Raw genomic sequence first — 25,348 nt, 5'->3', positions numbered from 1 at the left:
CGAGAACCATGTTTAAAAACTATATCAAAATTGCTTGGAGAAGTTTAAAAAAACAACCTTTTTTTACCTTCTTAAATACATTCGGACTCGCCATTGGTATGGCCGGGACACTTCTTATATCCCTATATATTTATGATGAGCTGAGCTATGATAAAATGTTTGCCGATGCTGATCGTATTCATAGAATAGATGCCGATATAAAATTTGGAGGTGCAGAAATCAAAGCTGCTGAATCGGCCCCACCAATGGCAGCTGCCTTAAAAAGAGATTACTCGCAAGTAGAAGCCAGTACAAGATTTAGAACCTTGGGCAGTATGCTCGTTAAAAAAGCCGGTACTAATACTAGTGTAAAAGAAATGCATGCCACTTATGCCGATTCTACTTTTTTTGAATTTTTTGGAGTCGATTTATTAGAAGGTGATATTAGAACAGCATTGACCGGTCCTAAATCTGTAGTGCTCTCAAAAACTGCGGCAGAAAAGCATTTTGGAAATCAAAATGCATTGGGGCAGAACATTGTGTTGGATAATACAGATACCTATACCGTAACAGGTGTGGTAGATGATTTGCCTACGAATTCCTTTTTAAATAATTATAGTATATTTCTAGCAATGTCCGGTAATGTAGCTTCCCGTGAAGAATTGTGGGGAAGCAATAACTATTTCACCTTTATTAAGCTGATACCCACGGTTACGCCGGAGGAATTTAAAGTTCCGCTACAGGGTATGTTAGAGAAGTACATGTTGCCTTGGGCACAAAAATATTTTCCGGGTATGACGGCAGAATCTTTTGCCGCATCGGGGAATTACATACGGTATCATACCATGCCGCTGACTGACATTCATTTACATTCAGATAGGCAATCAGAAATGAACGCAAATAGCAGCATTCAAGATGTTTATATTTTGTCTTTTATAGGGTTGTTCTTAATTGTGTTGGCATGTGTCAATTTTATGAATCTATCTACGGCACATTCCCTTAAGAGGGCAAAAGAAGTTGGAGTGCGTAAAACATTAGGTTCCAATAAACTTAATTTAGTATTTCAATTTTTAACCGAATCTAGTTTAATCGCCTTTATCTCATTGATTACTGCACTTCTAGTCGCAATTATAGTGCTTCCATTTTTCAATGACCTTGCTGGGAAATCCATCGCTATTCCTTATACAAATCCCTTCTTTTGGTTGATTATGGTATTTACAACATTATTTCTTGGACTGTTGTCAGGTAGTTATCCTGCCTTTTTCATGTCCAGGTTTACACCGGTAAAAACTCTTAAAGGAGATGTGCAAGGGAGTGCAGGTGGTGGTAAAGTGCGTAATACATTGGTGGTTTTTCAATTTGCGATATCCGTATTTCTAATTGTTAGTACTATGGTGGTTTTTCAACAGTTGAATTACATGCAGAACAAAGAATTGGGGTTTGAAAAAGACCAAGTATTATTGATCAACGATACCTTTTTCTTGGGGTCTAAAACACAAGCTTATAAAGAGCAATTGTTAAAGCTGGCAAATGTTGAAAATGTTACGCTCAGTAATTTTTACCCAACGCCATCTTGGCGTTCTAATAGTTCGTTTTTTGAAGAAGGGTCTAAAGAACAGGAAAAGGCAATACAAATGCAAACTTGGTATGTGGATACGGATTACATAAAGACCTTGCAGATGAAACTTGTGGCTGGACGAAATTTCGATAAAAGCATACCAACCGATTCATCGGCAGTAATTATAAATGAAGTAACCCTGACAACAATGAACGTTACGGCAGAAGAGGCTTTAGGCAAGCGTATTTCACAAGATATTGATATGGAGCATCCAAGCTATTTTAAGGTTATTGGTGTGGTAGAAGATTTCCATTTTGAATCCTTACGAGAAAACATAACAGCATTGGGTCTTTTTATAAATGATGGAGCCGAAAACATGGCGGTGCGTATTTCTGCCGGTGATTATTCGAATACGGTTGCCCAAATAGGCAACAAATGGGATGAACTGGTACCTGGGCAACCCTTTAACTATCGTTTTATGGATGAGGCCTTTGACACCACCTATGAATCTGAACGAAAATTAGGTCAGATATTTTTCATTTTTACACTACTCTCCATTTTTATTGCTTGTTTAGGATTATTTGGATTAGCTGCCTTTAATGCCGAAAAACGCACCAAAGAAATTGGAGTTAGAAAAGTGTTAGGAGCTACTGTAGGTCAGATTTCGTTCCGACTTACAGTAGATTTTCTAAAATTGGTGGGTTTGGCCATATTAATTTCTTTGCCTTTAGGATGGTTCGCAATGAGTAAGTGGCTCGGAGATTTTTCATATCGTATTGAAATCGGATTTGGGATATTCGCTTTGGCAGCCTTCATGGCAATTTTGGTTGCCATTGTAACGGTAAGTTATCAAAGTATAAAAGCGGCAATTGTAAATCCTGTAAAAAGTTTACGGTCTGAATGAAACATTTCAATTTTAAAACACTCTTTGTATTAAAATGAATTAATAAGAAACATCAATCATCAAAAAATACCAATCATGTTTAAAAACTATTTAAAAATCGCTTGGCGAAACCTCTGGAAGAACAAAGGGTACACCTTCATTAATGTAGGAGGTCTTGCCTTGGGAATGGCCGTTACATTAATAATCGGCCTGTGGATATTGGACGAACTTTCTTATAACAGTTATTTTAAGAATCAGGATAAAATAGCTCAGGTATTTCAGTCACAGACATTCAATGGAGAAACAGGAACCGGACCAGCCATTCCCAGACCGTTGGAAAAAGGCTTGCGAAATGGGTACAGTGATAATTTTAAGTATTTGATCATGTGCTCTTGGACCAATGACCATTATTTAAAATATGGTGAAAAGAGCATATCCAGACCTGGTAATTATATGCAAAAAGAAGGTCCGGAGATGTTTGGTCTCGAAATTATAAAAGGGGAGAAAGACGGACTTCGAGAAATTAACTCCATCATGTTATCCGAATCTACGGCCAATGCCTTATTTGGAAACGAAGATCCAATCGGTAAAACGGTTACCGTAAGTAACGAGCACAAGTTAAATGTAAGTTCGGTTTATAAGGATATTCCCGTAAATAATTCCTTCAACGACACTGACTTTATAATTCCTTGGGAAAAATATTTGGCGAATAACGAATGGATAAGAAATGCAGAAGACCAATGGGGCAACAATTCTTTTCAAATGTTCGTACAAATTGCCGACAACACATCCTTCGAGAAAATAACCAATACCATTAAAGATGTAAAGAAAAACCTAAATCCCGATTCATCTGAATTTAATCCCCAACTTTTTCTTTTTCCAATGAAAGACTGGTACCTGCGTAGTAGTTTCGAGAACGGAAAACAAAATGGAGGACGTATAAAGTATGTGTGGTTATTTGGTATAATCGGTGCCTTCGTATTGCTTTTGGCGTGTATTAATTTTATGAATCTAAGTACTGCAAGATCAGAGAAACGCGGTAAGGAAGTAGGTATTAGAAAATCAATAGGATCGGAGAGAGGTCAATTAATATATCAATTTTTAAGCGAGTCTTTTTTAGTTGTATTATTCGCTTTTGTAGTAGCGATACTTATTGTATTACTTACTTTAAACGGATTTAATGAACTGTCTAGAAAAGAGATTTTGTTTCCATGGGATAATGGAATGTTTTGGTTGATGTCATTAGTGTTCATCTTGTTCACATCATTATTGGCAGGTAGTTACCCCGCGCTTTATCTTTCCTCCTTTAGGCCGGTCGATGTTTTAAAGGGAACATTTAAAGTGGGTAAATACGCAGGGCTTCCAAGAAAAATATTGGTCGTTGTACAGTTTACGGTGTCGGTAGCTTTTATTATCGGTACTGTCATCGTAATGCAACAGATTAACTATGCCAAGAACCGCCCAGTGGGTTATGATAAAGAAGGATTGATACAGATACCTACTTACAGTAAAGACTTTGAAGGTAAATATGATTTAATGCGAAGTGAGTTTTTAGGTTCAAATGCGGTAATTGAAATGTCAACATCGAGTAGCCCTACCACCCAAATATGGTCTAACAGAAGTGGCTTTACTTGGGATGGCAAACCAGAAGGGTTTCAAGAAGATTTAGCATGGACCGAAGTTTCGGCAGAGTACGCAAAATCATTAAATCTAAAAATTCTGGAAGGCAGGGATTTTTCTAGAGAATTTGCAACCGATTCCTTAGGTGTATTAATCAATGAATCTGCAAAGAAATACCTAGGATTGGAAAATCCCGTAGGCATGTTACTTAAAGATGATGATGAAGAAGACCCAGGACCACCATTGAAAATTATAGGAGTAGTACAAGATATGATTACCCAATCACCTTACGAACCTGTAAAGCAAGGGGTGTATGTGTATGATAGACATGATAATGCTAGCTATTATAACTTGCGATTAAATCCTAACCAAAGTGCAACTCAGAATATTACAACTATTGAAAATGTGTTTAAAGAGCATTTTCCAGATATACCTTTTGAATATGATTTTATCGATAGTGAATATGGTCAAAAATTTGCGTCGGAAGAACGTATAGGTACACTTTCGGGCGTGTTTACAGCCCTCGCTATATTGATTAGTTGTTTGGGCCTTTTCGGACTTACATCGTTCGTGGCAGAGCAAAGAAAGAAGGAAATAGGGGTTAGAAAAGTACTTGGTGCTTCGATATTCAATGTATGGAATATGCTATCGAAGGACTTTTTGAAATTAGTAATTATCTCATGTTTTATAGCTGTACCCATCGCCTATTTTATAATGAACGGTTGGTTGCAAGAATATCCTTACCGGGTAATCTTAAAGTGGTGGATTTTTGCCTTGGCGATGATCGGCGCTATGTTGGTGACTATTTTAACGGTAAGTTTCCAAGCAATCAAGGCGGCAAAGGCAAACCCGGTAAAAAGCTTGAGAACAGAATAAATCATCAATCAGAAAAATCAACAGCATGTTTAAAAACTATCTAAAAATCGCTTGGCGAAACCTCATAAAAGATAAGACGAACACTAGCTTAAATATAATCGGTTTATCAGTTGCTTTTGCTGTTGCCATATTGTTGGGCATGGCGGCAATGTACCAACTTTCGTTCGATGGGTTTCATCAAAATGGAGATGCTATTTATAAGATAGTTAAAACCCAACAAACACCCAAAGGTCCACAAGCAGGAACCGTTCAACCAGCTCCTTTCGCACCTTCTTTGGCAACCGAGGTGCCAGGGGTAAAGCGTGTTACAAGATTTTTGCAAGATGGCACCTTAGCAATACAAGCCGATAAAGAAATTGATATGGATATCGTTTGGGTAGACGAAGATTTCTTTTCAATGTTCAATTTTCCAATAAGTAAGGGCGACCAGAATACCCCTTTAAATGATTTGTCTTCGGTAGTATTAACTAAAAAAGCAGCAAACAATTTATTTGGTACGACAGATGTTATAGGTAAAACGTTCAATCTATTGATAAGTGGCTTAGAAAAGCCATTTACGGTAAGTGCCATTGCAGATGACATTCTACCACAAAGTGATTTAGGATTTGAAATGGCTGCACGTTTTGAAGGTCACCGAGGTTATTTGGAAAGTAAAGACCAATGGGATTCGCAATATCATGATGTCTATGTAGAATTAGAAGAAGGTGTAACAGCAGAAGGATTTGAAAAGAGTACTCAGTCGTACATGGATCTTCATTACAAGAAGAGTATCGATATGTTAAAAAGAGATGGAGCATCTGCCGATAAAGATGGCCGATATATAAATTTAAAATTGGTTCCATTGACCGATGTTCATTTTACCAGTCTTAAGAGTGGTTTTGTAGAAGTAAGCAGAAGTTTACCTTATTTAATTCTTGGTGTCGCATTTTTAATTTTGTTCATCGCATGTGTCAACTATATTAATATGAGTATAGCAAAATCTGCCAAACGATTGAAGGAAATAGGAATGCGGAAAACGCTTGGTGCTAAAAGAAATCAGTTATTTTTTCAATTTTGGAGCGAAAGTCTTTTAGTTTTCTTAGTGTCAATTTGTATTGGGGTACTATTAAGTTATGTGTTTGTAAATGATTTTAAAACTGTTTTTAATACCAAAGTGGAAGTTGATATGTTATTAAAACCTACTTTCTTGTTAGGGTTGATGGGTATCGTAGTAGTAATCACAATTTTTGTTGGGGGTTATCCTGCTTGGCTAATGAGTCGTTTGGGTACCATTCAATCATTAAAAGGCAAACTAGAATCTACAGGTAGCAATAAGGTAAGAGATGTGCTTATGGTTTTTCAATTTGGAATTGCCATTTTATTGATTACCGGTACATTGGTGCTATGGGGTCAAATAAATTACATGCGTAATAAAGATTTAGGCTACGATAAAGAGCAGGTAATTTCCTTTCCTTTAAATGGAAAGCGTAATAGCAATGATGTGGTAAAATTACTTCGAGATGAATTAATAGGAAATCCAGATATTATTTTTGTCAGTGGTGCCGATAATAATATGGGATTAGGGCGAGATGGTAGTAGGTCTTCTAGTAAAATAGGATTTGAATATGAGGGGCGTGCTGTCACTACTAATTTTTTAGTAGTAGATCATGAATATGTACAGACTTTAGGCATAAATATGGTTTTAGGAAGAAATTTTGAAAGTGCTTCAGATAGTTTAGGTGTTGTAATAAATGAAGCAATGGCGAGGGAATTGGGTGTAGAAGACCCTTTAACTGCACAGTTAGAAATTAGTGACGGAATATACTATCCTGTTCTTGGAGTAGTTAAAGATTATAATTTCAATGATTTGGATAGGGCTATAGAGCCCATTACGTTTTATATCAGTAGAGAGTGGGGGCTAACGTATGCATATGCTAAAGTAGCTCCGAACAATATGGCAAATTCCTTTGAGGCCCTTGAAAGTACTTGGAAAAAATTGGAACCTAATGCAGAATTTTTAGGTTCTTTCTTAGATGAGAATATTGATAGAACTTTTAATCGTGAAAAGACCACAGCTAAGATGATTTCAAGTGGCTCTGTTTTGGCGATTATATTAAGCTGTATGGGTCTATTTGCCATGTCATTGCTAATTGTTTCACAGCGCACCAAAGAAATAGGTATTAGAAAGGTAGTAGGGGCAAGTGTAACGTCAATTACTTATATATTAACCAAAGATTTCTTGAAATTGGTATTAGTTGCATTTATCATTGCATCGCCTATTGCTTGGTATATTTTACAAGAATGGCTTCAAAACTATACCTATAGAATAGAGCTGAGTGTATGGTTTTTTGCGGGCGCAGGGTCTATTGCCGTATTAATAGCTATGCTCACTATCGGTTCAAGAACCATACGGGCGGCAAAGGCAAACCCGGTTAAAAGCTTGAGAACAGAATAAATCAGTTAAGAAAAATGATTAAAAATTATATAAAAATTGCTTTTCGAAATGTTTGGAAAAATAAGGTGTTTTCATTGATAAACATCTTGGGCCTTTCAATTGGGTTAAGTGCTGCTTTTGTAATTGGTGCGATGGTTTTTTATGACCTTTCTTTTGATAAATTTCACCAAGATGGTGATAGAATTTATAGAGTAACCACAGCATTTAAGAGTCCTGACGGCGATTTTTATAATGCAGGGGTAACGGTACCTCTGGCACAAGCACTCGTGGATCTTAACATGGAAGAATTGGAAACGGTAGCGCCATTTTTCACAACGTACCCTTTACATGTTGAAAATAAGGAAACAGGCGATAGATTTAAAAATCCTGAATTTGTAATCTATACCGAGCCATCTTACTTTAAGACTTTTGAATATAGGTGGTTAGCAGGAAATAAGGAAAGTGCGTTGGAGGAACCTAATATGGTAGTATTATCCGAAGAACGAGCTAGAAAATATTTTCCTAATAAAGAGTTAGATGACATTTTAGGTAAGTCTGTAATGTATAATGACACAATACCAGCAACGGTATCGGGCATTGTGGCCAATTTCAATAAAAGAACAGATATTGTTTTTGAAGAATTTATCTCTTTAAAAACTGCAGCGACCCAAGATATGACCAATGCCGTAAACGAAGCTAATTGGAACAACACCAACTCTGCCTCTCAATTGTTCATTAAACTTTCGAAAAGGGCAGACCCTATAAAGGTTCAAGAAACACTTACCCAAATTGCAAAAGAACATGATGAGCCAGAAATGGTTGCCATTGGCAGAAGTAATACCTATACCATACAGCCGCTAGCTGATATTCATTTGAATCCATATTATGGTACTTTTGACTTCGATGATAGCCGAACAACAATGTCAGCGTTAAAAAGTTTGTTGTTATTGGCTGCCATTTTAGTCCTTTTAGGATGTATAAATTTTATCAATTTAAATACTGCCCAGGCCATACAACGAGCAAAGGAAATTGGGATCAGAAAAACCTTGGGCAGTTCTAGAAAGCAGTTGATATTTCAGTTCTTGGGAGAAACGTTTATACTGACTTTGGCAGCAGCTGCTCTTTCTTTTTTTCTATCGAAATGGTTACTCATATTATTTTCTGATTTTATTCCCGCAGGACTCACTTTTGAGCTTTTTTGGAATCCCTGGATTATGCTAGGTATATCTATATTGCTTCTAATTGTAACAGTTTTATCAGGTTTTTATCCTGCTATGATTATGTCGAAATACAAACCTGTATCTGTGTTTAAACAACAAATCTTACCCAATTCTGATAAAGGCTCTTTAAGAAAGTATTTAACTGTATTTCAATTTGTAATTGCGCAAATATTTATTATAGCTACGCTGATGGTAGGTAAGCAGTTGAATTATATTATGAAAAAAGACATGGGCTTTAAGACAGAAGCTATTGCCTATTTACGAACTCCTTGGCGAGACACATCAGCTATTAAACGAGCAAGGTTTGTTCGTCAGATGGAAGAATTACCAGGAATAAAAAAGGTTGTTCTTTCAGGAAATCCACCAGCATCATTTTCTACGATGAGTATGAGCGCTTTGTTTGTAGATGGTGAAAAGGAAGTAAATTCAGATTTACAATTAATGTATGGTAATGCTAACTATTTTGATTTATATAATTTAAAATTAGTTGCAGGTCGAATGCCTTTAAATGATTCAATAAGAGAATATGTTGTCAACAAGGCTTATTTAAAAGTAATTGGAATTGAGAACCCTGGAGATGTGGTCGGTAAAAATCTAAAGGGCGACAATGAAATGTTTCCAATTGTTGGTGTGATGGAAGATTTTAACCAACACTCCTTAAAATATGGAGTAGCGCCAATGGCATTTACAGGAGGTTCATACAGTGGAAAATGGACACAGTTTAGAACCATACATTTTAAGTTGAGTAGTTTGGATACTAGTAATTGGCCAAAAACAATTTCGAGTGTAGAAAAAATTTGGAAAGACCTGTATCCAGAGTCTGATTTTGAGTATACTTTTATGGATGATACCGTAAAAAAATTTTACGAAAGTGAGCAAAAAACATCGATACTTTTACAATGGGCTACTGGTCTTGCAATTTTTATAAGTTGTTTAGGGTTGTTTGGTTTGGTCATACATACTACAGAGCGTAGAACAAAGGAAATAGGAATTCGTAAAATACTCGGTGCAAACCTATTTCAACTTAATTTTTTATTGTCAAAAGAATTTTTAAAATTAGTACTGATCGCCTTTGTGATAGCAACACCTATCGCGTGGTACGGATTAAATTACTGGCTAGAAGGTTTTGCAAATAAAACAACTTTAAGCTGGTGGATTTTTGCCTTAAGTGGCTTGTCAATGATTGTGATTTCACTTTTAATAATGACGATTAAAACAATAAATTCTGCAAATACAAACCCAGTAAAAAGTTTACGAACGGAGTAAAAGTGCAAATTTTAACGAAAAATCAAAAACTAAAAGAATGTTACTACGATTAAATAATATTTTCAAATGGGTACAGCAAGGCGGTCAGCGTATATTCTTGCTGAAAGATATTAATTTTGATGTGGAAGAAGGTGAGTTTATTTCCATTATGGGTCCGTCCGGATCGGGAAAATCCACATTACTTAATGTCATTGGTATGTTAGATACTTTTGATGAAGGTGAGTACGATTTTTTAAGCGAATCGGTTCATACATTAAAAGAGAAGTACCGTTCTAATTTGTACAAAGAATATATCGGTTTTGTTTTTCAATCCTATCATTTATTAGATGAGCTAACGGTTGAAGAAAATTTAGAAATGCCTTTGTTGTATAAAAAAGTAAAAGGTTCTGAACGAAAAGCTTTGGTTGCCGATATGCTAGATAGGTTTAATATTGTTGGTAAGAAAGATTTATTCCCAACCCAATTAAGTGGTGGTCAGCAGCAGTTAGTAGGTGTAGCTCGTGCCCTGATTGGAAAACCGAAGTTGATTTTAGCAGATGAACCAACAGGAAATCTAAACTCGCAACAGAGTGAGGAAATTATGCAACTTTTTCAAAAGCTGAACAAAGAGTATGGAGTCACCATTATTCAAGTGACCCATTCCGAAAAAAATGCTGAGTATGGTTCAAGAATCATCAACCTTTTAGATGGTAGGCAGATTTAATTTTAAATAAAAAACTAAGATTCTCCTACCAAGGTCAAACCTAATCCGTATATCCTTTCGGATGCATTTCATCAAACTCAGTGTTATCTTGAAAAGCTTTTGCGAGCAAAAGAATACTGGCTTCATCATATAGATTTCCAACAAGAGTTATACTTGTCGGGTGCTTTTCTTTATCCAATCCTGTAGGAATAGCTATCACGGGGTGACCAGTAAGGTTTGTAATTATCAATTGTCTATTTCCGAAGGTTGGAGATATAAGAATGTCATAATTTTTCATGATATCCTCCATTTTTTCAATTAGTACTTGGCGGTGCCTATTGGCCTGTAAATATTCTACAGCGGGTATAAAGCGTGCTTGGCGTAATGAATTGGCTCTTGATCTTTGGTCTTGTTCAACCATTTTGTCAACGTTTCTTGAGCGCACCAAGTCGTCAAAAAATGCACCTGCCTCTGCTCTTAAAATCACATCAAAACTTGAATAGGGCACATCTTCTGGTAATTCAACTTCATTTAAGGTTATTCCCATTTTCTTAAAAGTTTCCAATGCTTTTTCTAAATTGGGTTTGCTTAGGGAAGTATCTTTTTCAATGTCCTTTTTTAGATAAGCCACCCGAAGAGATTTGTAATCTTTATTCGGTTCAAAACCATCAGGATAATCAGTTGTCGTGCCATCTTTTGGGTCTTTTCCGGTGATTACACTATACACAATAGCGCAATCTTCGGCACTTCTTGCCATAGGGCCTACTTTATCCATAGACCAACTAAGGCTCATAACTCCTTGTCTACTAACCCTACCATAGGTGGGCCGTAAACCTGTAATTCCGTTTCTAGTACTCGGCGAGGTTATCGAGCCTAATGTTTCTGTTCCAAGTGCAAAAGGCACTAACCCAGCAGATGTGGCAGAACCAGAACCTGCAGATGAGCCGGTAGCACCTTGTTCGGTATCCCACGGATTTTTTGTTTTTCCATCGAACCACACATCACCACGTGCCAAAGAACCAGAAACTAGTTTAGCAACTAAAACGGCGCCGGCATTTTGTAATTTTTCAATTACGGTTGCAGTCATCTCAATTTGTTGGTCTCTATAAGGTTCTGCGCCCCAAGTGGTTTTGTAGCCTTCAACCGCCATTAAATCTTTTACTCCGTAAGGTATTCCGTGCAAAATGCCTCTGTATTGGCCATTAGCTAATTCTTGGTCCATCTTTTTTGCTTGTTCAAAAGCCATTTCCTCGGTAATGGTAATGGTGCATTGTAATATGGGATTATATTTTTTTAATCGTGCTATAAAAAATTCAGTTAATTTTAAAGAACTTATTTCCTTATCCTTAATTAAGGAAGCAAGTTGAGGGATGGTATAAAAAGCTAAATCAGCTTCTTTTGATGGTAGTTTTACATTTTCGGGAATTTCCCAATCTGGAAATCCAGCTTGTGGTTTTGGTGAAAAATTTAAAGGTAAAGGATTGAATTGAATCGCAGGAAAAACGTCATTGTCCAAAGTATATTTGCGTAAAGAATCGAAGCCTTCTTTATTACGTTTTAGGTAAGGGTAAAGTGTGTCGATATATTTTTTATCAAAATCGAGGCCTAATAATTTTTGTGACCGAACAACATCTTTTTTAGAAAACTCGGATTTTGAACTTGAGCAAGCTATAGTCATTAATATGATTGAACTTAAAGCTAAAAGTTGAATTGTTTTTTTGGTTGGTAGGTGCATGCTTGTTAGAATTTTTAGTCGTGTTCTAAATTACGATTTTTGTCTAGTTTCTATTCCTGTCTGAATTATAATTGAACAAGAAATGATTTTCATGTAATAAAAGGTTCTATTTATGATGGCATCTTCATTTTCAATACACGAACTTCATAATCTCCAATCTAAGGATTATCTTTGTTGTTTAGAATGAATTTATATAATGAAGATAGATAAGAAGGACATTTTGAAGGCTTTGGAACATATTACGGTTCCCGGTGAGGGCCAGAATATGGTAGATAGTGGTGCAGTTACCAATATCCAGATTTTTGGTGATGAGGTTGAGGTTGATATTACCATTAAAAATCCTAGTCTACAAGCCCGGAAAAAGACAGAGGTCGAAATTTTAAAAATAATCCATAAAGAGGTTTATGCGAAAGCAAAGATCAAGATTAACGTTAAAGTAGAGGCTCCTGATACTAAGCCTAATAAAGTAAATGAAATAAAGGGAAAGGCTATTCCTGGTATTTCTAATATAATCGCGGTAGCATCAGGTAAAGGTGGAGTAGGTAAATCTACCGTTACGGCTAACCTGGCAGTTACTTTGTCTAAAATGGGCTTTAAAGTAGGTTTGTTAGATGCCGATATTTATGGGCCATCGATGCCAATTATGTTCGATGTGGCTAATGAAAAGCCACTTGCTGTAAATGTAGATGGTAAATCTAAAATGAAACCTGTTGAAAGTTACGGTGTAAAACTATTATCAATAGGCTTTTTTACACAAAGAGATCAAGCGGTGATTTGGAGAGGACCAATGGCTTCCAAGGCACTAAATCAAATGATATTTGATGCACATTGGGGCGATTTAGATTTTATGTTGATCGATTTACCACCAGGTACGGGTGACATTCATTTAAGCATTATGCAAGCTTTACCAATTACAGGCGCAGTTGTGGTAAGTACACCACAAGAAGTAGCTCTTGCAGATGCTAGAAAGGGAGTGGCAATGTTTCAACAAGATTCTATTAATGTACCGGTGTTAGGTATAATAGAGAATATGGCCTATTTTACACCTGCGGAGTTGCCAGAAAATAAATACTATATATTTGGTAAGGAAGGGGCAAAACATCTTGGAGAAGATTTGAATGTTCCTTTCCTTGGTGAAATACCTTTAGTTCAAAGTATACGTGAGGCGGGTGATGTAGGTAGACCTGCGGCATTACAGAGTGGCACACCGGTGGAGGCTGCTTTTGAAGAAATCACCAAGCAAGTAGTAAGTGAGGTTGTTGGAAGAAATAAGACTCTTCCCCCGACCGAAGCAATAAAGATTACAACAATGGCAGGATGTTCTGCTGTTAAGAAAAAATAGATATGACATCGGAAGAACTAACTTTGAATGTTGAAAAAGCATTAGATGAAATCAGACCTTTTTTACAAAGTGATGGAGGTGATATTACATTGATTTCTGTTGAAGAACACTCCGTAAAAGTAAGATTGGAAGGAGCCTGTGTAGGGTGTAGCGTCAATCAAATGACATTGAAAAGTGGTGTGGAAATGACAATTAAAAAATACGCGCCACAAATTGAAGAGGTGATTAATGTAGTTGGTGTATAACCTGTGATATGTCATTATTTATTATGAAGCATTACTATAACTTTGAAGGGTTTTAAAATACATTCTTTAATGATTAAGACCGACATACTTATAATTGGAGCCGGACCTACGGGTCTTTTCACAGTTTTTGAAGCAGGACTATTAAAATTAAAATGCCATTTAATTGATGCGCTACCTCAAGCAGGTGGGCAGTGTTCTGAAATTTATCCTAAAAAACCTATTTATGATATTCCTGGTTTTCCAGAAGTCTTGGCGGGCGATTTGGTAGATAATCTTATGGAACAGATTAGGCCATTTCAACCAGGTTTTACTTTAGGAGAGCGTGCTGAAACTATTGAAAAACTAGAAGACGGCACTTTTATTGTAACCACAAATAAAGGTACGAAGCACCATGCTCCAATTGTAGCAATTGCAGGTGGTTTAGGGAGTTTTGAGCCTAGAAAACCATTATTGGAAAATTTGACAAAATTTGAAGATAATGGGGTTGCCTATATGATTAAGGATCCTGAGGTCTATCGTAATAAAAAAGTTGTAATTGCCGGTGGTGGAGACTCAGCTCTTGATTGGAGTATCTTCTTGGCCAATATTGCATCTGAAGTGACGTTAGTACACCGAAGAAATGAATTTAGAGGTGCTTTAGATTCTGTTGAAAAAGTACAAGAATTAAAAAATCAAGGGAAGATCAATCTTGTTACCCCAGGAGAAATTATAGGGTTAAATGGAACAGATTCACTGGAGTCTGTTTTAATTCGTAAGACTACTGATGCCAAAGAAGATATCACTTTAGCTGTCGATGCATTTATTCCTTTATTCGGACTATCTCCTAAACTAGGGCCTATTGGTGACTGGGGCTTGGAGATAGAGAAAAATGCAATCAAAGTAGATACATTTGATTATCAAACCAATATTCCAGGTATTTATGCAATTGGTGATGTAAATACATATCCTGGCAAATTAAAACTGATTCTTTGTGGCTTTCATGAAGCAACTTTAATGTGCCAAAGTGCATTTCAAAAAATATTTCCCGATAAAAAATATGTCATGAAGTATACTACCGTTGGTGGTGTTAGTGGTTTTGATGGAAGTAAAAAAGAGGCGCCTAAAGCGGTCGTTAAGGCGATAGAATAAAGAATTATAATGTTATGCTTAGCGCACGACTACAGTGCTATTGGCTTAAAGAAGTGTTACTTAATGACTGATATAAAAATTACAATAATCGATCGAGAGGGTATTTCACATGAAATCGATGCCCCAACAGATATGAACATGAATTTAATGGAAGTAGTTCGTTCGTACGAATTAGCTCCAGAAGGTACAATAGGCATATGCGGGGGTATGGCGATGTGCGCATCTTGTCAATGTTATGTATTGTCCGGTCACGAACTTCCTGAAATGGGTGATGATGAGGAAGCCATGTTATCAGAGGCATTTAATGTAAAAGATAATTCACGATTAGGTTGCCAACTACACATATCTGAAGATATGGACGGGCTAAAAGTAGAGCTAGCTCCAGAGGAGGCTTAATGCCATTTATTGCGATGTACATTTAGTGACGAAGTAATCTGTTAAATTGGCGTCCTAAAAATTCTCCATGGCGCTATAACTGAAAATAGATTTTGTTGTTTTCAAACAGCAAACAGCAAACAGCAAACAGCAAACAGCAAACAGCAAACAGCAAACATCAAAATTATATCCTCGCCTGATACGTAAACAAGTTATAGTACCTTCCTTCTTTAGCAATTAGTTCATCATGTGTTCCTTGCTCTGCAATACGTCCATTTTCAATTACCAGAATTTGGTCAGCTTTTCTAATGGTACTTAAGCGGTGTGCGATAACAAAGGTGGTTCTGCCTTTAGTAAGTTCTGCTAAACTTTTCTGAATTAGTGCTTCGCTTTCCGTGTCAAGGTTAGAAGTGGCTTCATCCAATATTAAAATTCTTGGGTTGGCCAACACAGCTCTTGCTATGGCAATACGTTGTCGTTGTCCGCCAGATAATTTAACGCCACGTTCACCGATCAATGTTTTTAATCCGTCTTCAAAACGGTCTGTAAATTCATTTACATAAGCAGCATTTACTGCTGCGGCCAATTCTTCTTCTGTAGCATCAGGTCTCGGGAAAAGAATGTTCTGTCGAATGGTGCCTTCAAAAAGAAATTCATCCTGTAAAACGACCCCTAGATGTTTTCTGAAACTACCTAAGTTCACTTTAGAGATATCCTCCCCATCAACGGTGATTACGCCAGATTGTGGGTTCAAAAAAGTAGCTGCCAAACCTGCAATAGTACTTTTACCTGATCCAGAACTACCCACCAAAGCAATGACTTCACCAGATTTCGCTTCAAAACTAATGTTATGAAGCACTTCTTTATCCTCTTCATAGGCAAAAGAAACATCATTGAACACAATAATGCCTTCTAGGTTTTTTAGAAATTTGGTACGGTTTTCTTCATCTGACTCAGGCGTCATGTTCATCAATTCTTCGGTACGGTCTAAACCAGCCAAAGCTTCTGTTAGTTGACTGCCAATATTGCTCATTTGAACAATGGGAGCCACCATAAGACCCAACAAGAAGGTAAAGGTCAAAAAATCACCAATGGTCAATTCGCCCATCATTATTTTGTAACCGCCAATTCCCATAATTCCTGTTGTTGCCAACCCTAATAAAAAAGTTGATGAACTCGTCATGAAAGCTGTTGCGGTCAAACTTTTTTTTACATTTTGAAATAAGCGGTCAACACCTTCCTCAAAGATTTTATTTTCTTGTTCCTCGGCATTAAAACCTTTAATGACGCGTACACCGCCTAAAGTTTCGGTTAGCCTACCGGTTACTTCTGCATTTATTTTTCCTCTATTCCTAAATATGGGGCGAATAACTTTAAATGCCTTTAAGGCAATTAAAGCAAAAATAGCCAAGGGTATTAAAGTGAAAATAGTCATTGTCCAACTGATTCGGAGTAGTAATATTAAGGATACTACAGCTGTTATGGTACCACCAACGAGTTGTACTAATCCAGTTCCTATTAAATTACGAACACCTTCGACATCGCTCATAATTCTAGAAACCAATGCTCCTGATTTTGTATTATCAAAAAATCGAATAGGTAATGAAAGAACTTTCTTTTGCACTTGTGCCCTAAGCTCTGATATTAAATATTGAGCCTGAACGCTAAGTATTTTTGTGAGTAAAAAAGAAGTGACCGCTTGCACTAATATGGCCAAACCAACGGAAAGTACCAGAATTTTTAAAAGGTCTACATTTTTATTGGGTATAATATCATCCATTAAATACTTAAGGGATAGGGGTGCTACAAAACTAGCAGCCTTACTGATTACGATTAATAGTAAACCTATAAATACCAACTTTCGTCTGGGCCAAATGATAGTTTTAAATGCGGAAAGTATAGTTACTTTTTTTTCTGACATGAAAAGGAGATTTTAAAAGTCTGCAAGTTACTTCAATTCTAAACATTTGAATGTTTATTGACAAGGTTTTGAAATTGGAGTACAGTATGGATAAAGGTTTTTATATTTGAGTGTCAGTATCAATCTAGCCATGCGCAATAAAATTCTCATACTCTTTCTTTTATTAAACTCAGTGCATGCTAACGCTCAGCAACAGTATTATGAGTTGCAAGAGTTTGTAACTGATAGCGCACATATATTCACTAAGAATCAAGTTAAAGGTTTAAACCAAAAACTGGTAGATTTTGAAAATAAAACTACAAATCAGCTAGTGGTGGTGACTATTGAAGAATTGGGGTTTGATACGATTGAAACGTTTGCCAATGGTCTTTTCAATCAAAATGGTATTGGCCAAGAAGGAAAGGATAATGGGTTATTGATTTTATTTTCAGAATTGGATAGAGAGGTGAGAATAGAAGTGGGTTATGGTTTAGAACCTTATATTACAGATGCCGTCGCTTCAAGAATTATAAGAAATACAATGATTCCCAATTTTAAGGAGGAGGAATATTTTCAAGGTATAAATGAAGCTACAGATCAATTAATAGAATTTTTAAATAACCCGGATGCTTTAGAAGAATTTAAAAAAGAGGTAGCCGACGAAGAAGATAACGACCAGCTTATCGGGTATATATTTCTTGGTTTCTTCCTTTTGATTTTCACCTCTGTAGGTGGATTGTTCTTCTATAAGAGCTATAAAAATATCATAGAAGTTTTCAGGGGAATTTTTATGGGGAAACTAGGAGTCATACCTGGATTGTTTATGCTTCTGTCTGGCTCTCTGTCAAGCATTTTTGGCTTAATTTTTATGGTGGTTCCACTAGTTGTAGCTTACAGTATATATGCGTCTGACCACAAAGCTGCTAAACAGGTTTTTGATGAGCCAACTATTTTACTGTGGTTACTGTTACCTTATTTTGGCATTGCTGCAATCATAGCTTTTATAAAACTTAAGGTGCTGGGTAAAGAAGAATTGGGTATATCTTGGTTAAAGAATGATAAAACATATTATAGAAAAACATTCTCTTCTTCAGGAACACATTCATTTAGTTCGGGTAGTGGTTCTTCTAGCGGTGGTAGCTCATTTTCTGGGGGAGGAGGCAGTTCAGGTGGTGGTGGGTCAAGTGGAAGTTGGTAAAGTTTAACTACTTTTATTTACCTTCAAAGAATCGATAATAGCATATTTATGAAAAGAATAATTTACTTGGTAGCTTTTGTATTGTTTATAGCCTGTAAGGCTGAGAATTCTAAAAATCCAGAAATAGAAAAATGGGTAGCACAAGCTGCTAATGTGGAAATTATAAGAGATGATTTTGGTGTACCGCATATTTATGGTAAAACGGATGCCGATGCTGTTTTTGGGTTATTATATGCGCAGTGCGAAGACGATTTTAATCGCGTAGAGCAGAATTATATATGGGCAATCGGCAGACTGGCGGAAATAGATGGGGAAGAGGCTTTATATAGCGATTTGCGGGCTAAATTATTCATGAGCGAAGAAGAGGCGAAAGCTAATTATGAAAAGAGTCCGGCTTGGTTAAAGAAATTGTGTGATGCCTTTGCCGATGGAGTTAATTATTATCTATATACGCATCCTGAGGTACAACCAAAATTATTGACACATTTTGAACCGTGGATGCCCATGTATTTTAGCGAAGGTTCTATTGGTGGTGATATAGAGCGAATTTCCACAAAAAAAATAGCGGCTTTTTATGAAAGCGATATGGCATTGCCAGAGATGGAAATGCTGCAAATGAGAAAGGAAAAGGAAGCAGAAGAACCGCAAGGGTCTAACGGAATCGCAATTTCAGGAAAATTAACGCAGTCTGGTAATCCGTTGTTATTGATTAATCCGCATACCTCATTCTATTTTAGAGGAGAAGTCCATGTGGTTTCAGAGGAAGGTTTGAATGCCTACGGAGCGGTTACTTGGGGGCAGTTTTTTGTTTACCAGGGGTTCAATGAAAAGACCGGATGGATGCACACATCGACATACACTGATGTTATGGATGAATTTAAGGAAACCATTGTTAAGAACGATGATGATCTATTGTATCAATATGGTGAGGAATTACGGCCAGTAAGATCATCTGAAATAGTGATTAAATATATTGATGGCGATGAGCTTAAAGAAAAAAAGTATACCGCTTATAGAACACACCACGGACCAATAACGCATGTCGCCGATGGTCATTGGACAGCTTCAGCCATGATGTGGGAGCCTGTCAAAGCATTAGAACAGTCATTTATCCGTACGAAACAAAATGGCTATAAAGGATTTCGTGATATGATGGACATCCGCACTAATTCAAGTAATAATACGGTGTATGCAGATGCCGAGGGCAATATTGCCTATTTCCACGGAAATTTTGTTCCTAAAAGAGATGTAATGTTTAATTATGAAGAGCCCGTAGATGGTAGTAATCCAAAAACTGACTGGCAAGGTTTGCACACGGTAGATGAAAATATTTTAGTATTGAATCCAGAAAATGGTTGGATTCAGAATTGTAACTCTACACCTTATACATCGGCGTTGGAGTTTAGTCCGAAGAAAGAGGATTATCCCATTTATATGTCGAAAGACCAAGAGAACTTTAGAGGGGTTCATGCTATTGAATTGCTGACAAATAGAAAAGGTTATACCATTGATAGTTTAATTCAATTGGCACATGATCCGTATTTACCAGCTTTTAAGGCTCTAATTCCTGGTTTGGTAAAAGCATATGATGCTAGTCCAAAAAAGGAGTTAAATGAAGCGATTGAGGTGTTTCGCAATTGGGACTATAGAACTTCAAAAGAATCTGTAGCAATGACTTTGGCACATTTCTATGGCAATTTGAGTTACCAAAAAGCAGTTCGTCCAATAGGTCTTAACAGTATGGAGTTGGTGGAATATTGGGGAAGTGATTCTCCTGGTACAGAAAAGCTAGCGGTATTTGAAGAAACTATAAAAATTTTAAATGATGATTTTGGAACATGGAAAATGCCTTGGGGCGAAGTCAACCGATACCAACGTTTAAATGGCGATATTAGGCAAGCTTTTAATGATAGTTTACCAAGTGTTGGGGTAGGCTTTGCTTCAGGAACGTGGGGTGCACTAGCAGCTTATGGAGCAAGATATACCGCGCCTGGTGCTAAAAAAATCTATGGTACACGGGGCAATAGTTTTGTGGCGGCAGTTGAGTTTGGAGAGAAGGTAAAAGCAAAAACAATCTTAGCGGGTGGGCAGAGTGGCGACCCAAATTCACCGCATTTCAATGACCAGACCGAAAAGTATTTGAATATAGATTGGAAAGATGCTGCTTTTTATAGAGAGGATGTTTTAAAAAGAGCACAAGAAACATATTTACCGGGAAAAAGAAAGTAGTATATTTAGCTAGTAGTCAATAGAGTAAGTGTATTAATCCTAAAACCAACTAACCAATCATGGAACTAAAAATTGAAAATCTAAGCAAAACCTATTCGAACGGTGTTAATGCTTTAAAGGATATAACATTAACGATACCTCAAGGAATGTTCGGTCTTTTAGGACCGAATGGTGCGGGAAAATCTTCACTTATGCGTACCATGGCTACCTTACAGCAGGCCGATTCTGGTTCAATTACCATGGGTGATATTGATATTCTTAAGGATACGGATAAAGTAAGGGAGATGTTGGGTTACTTGCCTCAAGAGTTTGGGATTTATCCAAAGGTTACTTCTTATAAAATGCTTGATCATATTGCATCGTTGAAAGGAGTTTCCAATAAAGGCGAACGTAAAGAATTGGTAGAAGCGCTATTGAATAAAACAAATTTATGGCATGTTCGCAACAAAAGTCTAGGCACGTATTCTGGTGGTATGAAACAACGCTTTGGTATCGCCCAGGCTTTGATAGGATCACCTAAATTAATAATAGTAGACGAGCCTACAGCAGGTTTAGATCCCGCAGAACGTGTTCGATTTCATAATCTATTAAGTGAAATAGGAGAGAATACAATTATTATTCTATCCACACATATTGTAGAAGATGTTGCCAACCTATGCAAGAATATGGCAATTATATGTTTAGGTGAAGTAGTTGCACAAGGAAACCCGACAGAACTTATCCAGCGTGTACAAGGTAAGATTTGGAAGAAAATGATTGACAAGAAGGAGTTAGATAATTATAAATCTAATTTTCAGGTCATATCGACTCATTTAAAAGCTGGTAGTACGGTAATTCATGTATATAATGAAACTATGCCCGATGAAACTTTTGAACCAAGTCCGGCTAATTTAGAAGATGTGTATTTCACTGAAATATCCTCACGTCTAAATGAAGTAACGGTATAATTCAATTTCACCAACCTAAAACCATCTGTCATGTTCATTGAAATATTTTTATTTGAATTAAATTACCGACTTAGAAGGCCTGCCACTTGGGCTTATTTTGGAATACTTTTTATTTACGCATTATTTCTTTCTATCGGAGGACTTTCCGGTGGATCCGAAAAGGTCTTTTTAAATTCGCCTGCATCCTTGGCTTCAACGTTGAATGTTATAAGCATATTTGGTATCATGCTTGCGAGTGCAATTATGGGAGTGCCTGTTTATAGAGATATTGAACATGGAACCCAAAACTATTTATTCAGTTATCCAATTAGTGAAAAGGGCTATATTTTAGGTCGATTTGCTGGCTCTATGGCTACTTTGTTTTTAGTGAGTTTAGGCCTTATTCTTGGTTTTATGATCGGTTATGCGATTGGGCCGTATGCTGGGTATGAACCAGCCGAGCGTTATGCAAGTTTTAATTTATGGCATTATTTACAACCTTCCTTAATATTTTACTGGTCTAATTTTTTCTTTACCGGATGTATTTTTTTCGCCCTAGTTGCCCTTACAAAACGTATTATGTTGGCCTACGCTGGCGGTGCAATATTATTTATTATTTATTTGGTAACCCTGACTTTGACCCAGGATATTGAAAATAAGGAATTGGTTAGTTTATTAGACCCATTTGGTTTTGGAGCACTAAACAATACCATCCAATATTGGACACCAGAAGAACAAAATACACTTACCATACCTTTAAAAGATACAGTTTTATGGAATCGCATATTATGGTTAAGCATAGGTGTTTTGATTTTTCTGTACACGGTTTTTAGATTTGACTTTCAGCGCTTTCTATATAAAAAACTAGGATCAAAAAAGAAGAGCATGGTAGACGAAAAGGAGGTTTCCTCTGCTGCGGTATTTACTAAAATACCCAAAGTTTCCCAAGTTTTTACTGGAACCCATAATCTCAAATTACTTTTTAGTTTGTCTTGGATGGAGTTTAGAAATATCACAAAGGATCTATTCTTTAAGGCAATTCTAATAGCCGCTGTGGCATTTCTGTTTTTTGATGGATGGTTTGGCAACCCTACATATGGTACACCAATGCTACCCATGACATATTATATGTTAGAGATTAAGGACTTTACATATGTTATTCTCATATTTATCCTTATCGTTTTTATGACGGGTGAAGTACTACACAGAGAAAGAGGTGTAAAATATGAACAGATTTATGGGGCGCTTCCATTACCAAATTGGGTAATCTATGGTTCTAAATTTTTGGCGTTAGTGTTAATCTGTTTCATTTTGGTAAATATGATTCTCGTTAGTGGTGTACTTAACCAAGTACTCCAAGGATATTTTAATTTTCAATTTGATATGTACTTTACGGATCTCTACTTAATTGAGTTTCCGAAGTATATTACCTACGTTATGTTGGCATTTTTTGTTCATGCACTTATAGCGAAAAAGTTTTTAGGCCATGTAATTACAATTGCTATTTGGGCCGGACTCTTCGCTATAAATAGCTTGGCCGATATTGATTATAACATGGCATTATATGGGTATGCACCTGGCTATACTATTTCTGATATGAATGGATTTGGTCATTTTTTGGCCGCACAGAATTGGTTTCGATTGTATTGGTTAGGATTTGGGATACTTCTAACGGTAGTAGGACTTCTGTTCTGGAAACGTGGAACGGATTCTGGTATGAAGGCGAGGTTGAAAGAAGCGCGACAACGTTTAGGAGGCAAGGTTAAAAGTGCAATGGTACTTGGTGCATTGATATGGATTGGTGCGGGAGCGTATGTTTATAATAACGTAAGTGTTATAAACTCATATAGAACAGTTAAGGAAAGAAGGGTCTTGTCGGCTAATTATGAGAAGGAATTGAGTAAATACAATTATTTAAATCAACCAAAATTTACAGATATTAAGGTAGACGTAGATTTAGTTCCCGAAGAGCGCTATGCTACAATGTCGGGAACTTTTGAAATGGTCAATAAAGGTGATACGCCAATAGATTCACTTCATATTAATTGGGGGAATAATGAGTTGTTACAGACCGAGCTAATGAAATTGGCCGTTAATGATATAGAATTAAAAGAAGGTAAGGTATTTGAAATTTTTGGGTATAAAATTTACAAACTTCCACAAAAAATGATGCCCGGCGATACCGTCACAATGAAATTGGCCCTTAAACGTGGTTATAAGGGTTTTCCTAACGAGGGTAGTGGTTCTGATATTGTTTATAATGGTACGTTTTTAAATGATAGCTTTTTCCCGTCATTTGGGTATAATCTTCAAGGTGAAATCACTAGTGATAAATATAGAAAGGAGTATGATTTGCCAGAAAAGGAATATGTTGCACCACCGCAAGATGATAAATGGGGGCTCAGTAATCTATTGTTCAATGATGATGCAGATTATGTGACTTTTGAAGGAACTGTAAGTACGGCTCCCGACCAAATTGCCATTATGCCTGGGTACCTGCAAAAGGAATGGGAGGATAATGGCAGAAAGTACTATCATTATAAAATGGAAGGTGAGATGGATTACTTCTTCAATGTCTCATCTGCCCGATATGATATCTATAAAGAAGATTGGAAGGATAAAGATGGTAATAACGTTGCAATTGAGATTTTCCATCATCCGAGTCATAGTTATAATGTAAAACGTTTTTCAAAGGCCGTAAGGCATTCATTTGATTATTTTTCTGAAAATTATGGACCATATCAATATCGCCAAATGCGAATCATTGAATTTCCAAGATATCAATCATTTGCCCAGTCTTTTCCAAATACGGTTCCGTATGCTGAAAGTTTTGGTTGGACCGCCGATTTTAGCGATCCCGAAGATTTAGATTATGCCTATATGGTAACATCTCATGAAGTAGCTCATCAATGGTGGGGACATCAGATAACACCTTCAGCTACAAGGGGCGCAAACCAAATTTCAGAGTCCATGGCAGAATATTCTTCATTAATGGTAATGAAAAAGGAATATGGTGTTGATGCTATGCAAGATTTTTTAAAGCGTGAACTTGACAGTTATCTTAGAGGTAGGGCCGGTGAAAATAAATTTGAAAAGACATTGCTTGATAATGATACTCAGGCTTATGTATGGTATAGAAAAGGAGGGTTGATTTTATATGGTCTTCAAGACTATATAGGTGAGAAAACCTTAAACCAAGGATTCAAAAAATTTATCGATAGTGCAGCTTTTAGGCCGAAAGCTCCTTTTGCAACTTCTAATGAATGGTATGGCTATATAAAAGAAGTAACCCCAGATTCATTGCAATACTATTTAGAAGATAGTTTTGAGAAAATCACGTTATATGCCAACAAGGTAAGTGAAGCAACATTTAAAAAACTTGACAATAATACCTTTGAAGTTCAGCTTACTGTTGAAAGTGGAAAGAATTATTATGATGGTAATGGTAAAGAGTTAAGTGCTCCGGAAGAATCAAATTTATTGGATATCGCTGTATTTCAGAATGACACCATCATCGATGGGAAAACAAAAAAAGTTCCGTTGATTTTAGAGAAAAAGTGGATCAAACCAGGGAAAAGCACTTTTACGTTTGTAACCAATAAAGAGCCGATTAAGGCGGGTATCGACCCTTATAATAAAATGATTGATAGGATACCAGATGATAATTTGAAAAGTTTGGACGAGTTAGAATGAAATAAGGCAAAATAAAATCCTAATTATATAATTAGGATTTTATTTGTTTCGGTGCCTTCTTAGAATGACATACTTAATTT

The 25,348-nt window shown here is 36.6% G+C and carries 15 protein-coding genes; 13 read left to right on the top strand and 2 right to left on the bottom strand.

Annotated elements, in window-relative coordinates; translation table 11 throughout:
* The first annotated feature begins 8 nt into the window (after positions 1–8).
* The 5 genes from AACZ41_RS00350 to AACZ41_RS00330 all read left to right on the top strand — a co-directional run bounded on the left by AACZ41_RS00350 (position 9) and on the right by AACZ41_RS00330 (position 10,518).
* Entirely contained in the window at positions 9–2,441 is a 2,433-nt protein-coding gene (locus AACZ41_RS00350; protein ID WP_339625326.1) for an ABC transporter permease, read from the top strand.
* Positions 2,442–2,516: 75 nt separating this feature from the next.
* Positions 2,517–4,916, top strand: a complete 2,400-nt coding sequence (locus AACZ41_RS00345; protein ID WP_339625324.1) for an FtsX-like permease family protein — start codon at positions 2,517–2,519, stop codon at positions 4,914–4,916.
* Between the two features lie 25 nt (positions 4,917–4,941).
* Entirely contained in the window at positions 4,942–7,350 is a 2,409-nt protein-coding gene (locus tag AACZ41_RS00340) for an FtsX-like permease family protein (RefSeq protein ID WP_339625322.1), read from the top strand.
* A gap of 14 nt (positions 7,351–7,364) precedes the next feature.
* Positions 7,365–9,815 (top strand): ABC transporter permease, encoded by a 2,451-nt coding sequence (locus tag AACZ41_RS00335; protein ID WP_339625320.1) that lies wholly within the window; start codon positions 7,365–7,367, stop codon positions 9,813–9,815.
* A gap of 37 nt (positions 9,816–9,852) precedes the next feature.
* Positions 9,853–10,518 (top strand): ABC transporter ATP-binding protein, encoded by a 666-nt coding sequence (locus AACZ41_RS00330; protein ID WP_339625318.1) that lies wholly within the window; start codon positions 9,853–9,855, stop codon positions 10,516–10,518.
* A 40-nt stretch (positions 10,519–10,558) separates the two neighbouring features.
* Here AACZ41_RS00330 and AACZ41_RS00325 read toward each other — a convergent pair whose 3' ends face one another.
* The gene (locus AACZ41_RS00325; protein WP_339625316.1) at positions 10,559–12,232 is read right to left on the bottom strand and encodes an amidase; all 1,674 of its coding nucleotides are present in this window, start codon (positions 12,230–12,232) and stop codon (positions 10,559–10,561) included.
* 196 nt (positions 12,233–12,428) lie between these two features.
* On the opposite strand from AACZ41_RS00325, the gene AACZ41_RS00320 reads away from it, so the two are divergent.
* From AACZ41_RS00320 to AACZ41_RS00305, 4 genes are all read left to right on the top strand, one after another.
* Positions 12,429–13,574: an Mrp/NBP35 family ATP-binding protein gene (locus AACZ41_RS00320; protein WP_339625314.1), complete on the top strand. Its 1,146-nt coding sequence runs from the start codon at positions 12,429–12,431 to the stop codon at positions 13,572–13,574.
* A 2-nt stretch (positions 13,575–13,576) separates the two neighbouring features.
* Positions 13,577–13,819: a NifU family protein gene (locus AACZ41_RS00315; protein ID WP_339625312.1), complete on the top strand. Its 243-nt coding sequence runs from the start codon at positions 13,577–13,579 to the stop codon at positions 13,817–13,819.
* Between the two features lie 69 nt (positions 13,820–13,888).
* A complete protein-coding gene (locus tag AACZ41_RS00310) occupies positions 13,889–14,947 on the top strand; it encodes an NAD(P)/FAD-dependent oxidoreductase (RefSeq protein ID WP_339625310.1) in 1,059 nt (352 codons plus the stop codon).
* A gap of 63 nt (positions 14,948–15,010) precedes the next feature.
* Positions 15,011–15,343 (top strand): ferredoxin, encoded by a 333-nt coding sequence (locus tag AACZ41_RS00305; RefSeq protein WP_339625308.1) that lies wholly within the window; start codon positions 15,011–15,013, stop codon positions 15,341–15,343.
* A 163-nt stretch (positions 15,344–15,506) separates the two neighbouring features.
* On the opposite strand, the gene AACZ41_RS00300 is transcribed toward AACZ41_RS00305, so the two are convergent.
* Complete coding sequence (locus tag AACZ41_RS00300; protein WP_339625306.1) at positions 15,507–17,243, bottom strand: ABC transporter ATP-binding protein; 1,737 nt, start codon at positions 17,241–17,243, stop codon at positions 15,507–15,509.
* 130 nt (positions 17,244–17,373) lie between these two features.
* On the opposite strand from AACZ41_RS00300, the gene AACZ41_RS00295 reads away from it, so the two are divergent.
* The 4 genes from AACZ41_RS00295 to AACZ41_RS00280 are packed head-to-tail and all read left to right on the top strand — an operon-like array spanning position 17,374 to position 25,268.
* Positions 17,374–18,420, top strand: a complete 1,047-nt coding sequence (locus AACZ41_RS00295; protein WP_339625304.1) for a TPM domain-containing protein — start codon at positions 17,374–17,376, stop codon at positions 18,418–18,420.
* A 48-nt stretch (positions 18,421–18,468) separates the two neighbouring features.
* The gene (locus AACZ41_RS00290; RefSeq protein ID WP_339625301.1) at positions 18,469–20,649 is read left to right on the top strand and encodes an acylase; all 2,181 of its coding nucleotides are present in this window, start codon (positions 18,469–18,471) and stop codon (positions 20,647–20,649) included.
* A 59-nt stretch (positions 20,650–20,708) separates the two neighbouring features.
* A complete protein-coding gene (locus AACZ41_RS00285; RefSeq protein ID WP_339625299.1) occupies positions 20,709–21,596 on the top strand; it encodes an ABC transporter ATP-binding protein in 888 nt (295 codons plus the stop codon).
* Between the two features lie 30 nt (positions 21,597–21,626).
* A complete protein-coding gene (locus AACZ41_RS00280) occupies positions 21,627–25,268 on the top strand; it encodes a M1 family aminopeptidase (RefSeq protein ID WP_339625297.1) in 3,642 nt (1,213 codons plus the stop codon).
* Positions 25,269–25,348: the final 80 nt, after the last annotated feature.

It is taken from the genome of uncultured Maribacter sp. (assembly GCF_963974015.1).
In the GTDB taxonomy this organism is placed as follows: domain Bacteria; phylum Bacteroidota; class Bacteroidia; order Flavobacteriales; family Flavobacteriaceae; genus Maribacter.
The sequence above is the reverse complement of the archived record's forward strand: the minus strand, read 5'-3'. Positions and strand labels throughout refer to the sequence as shown.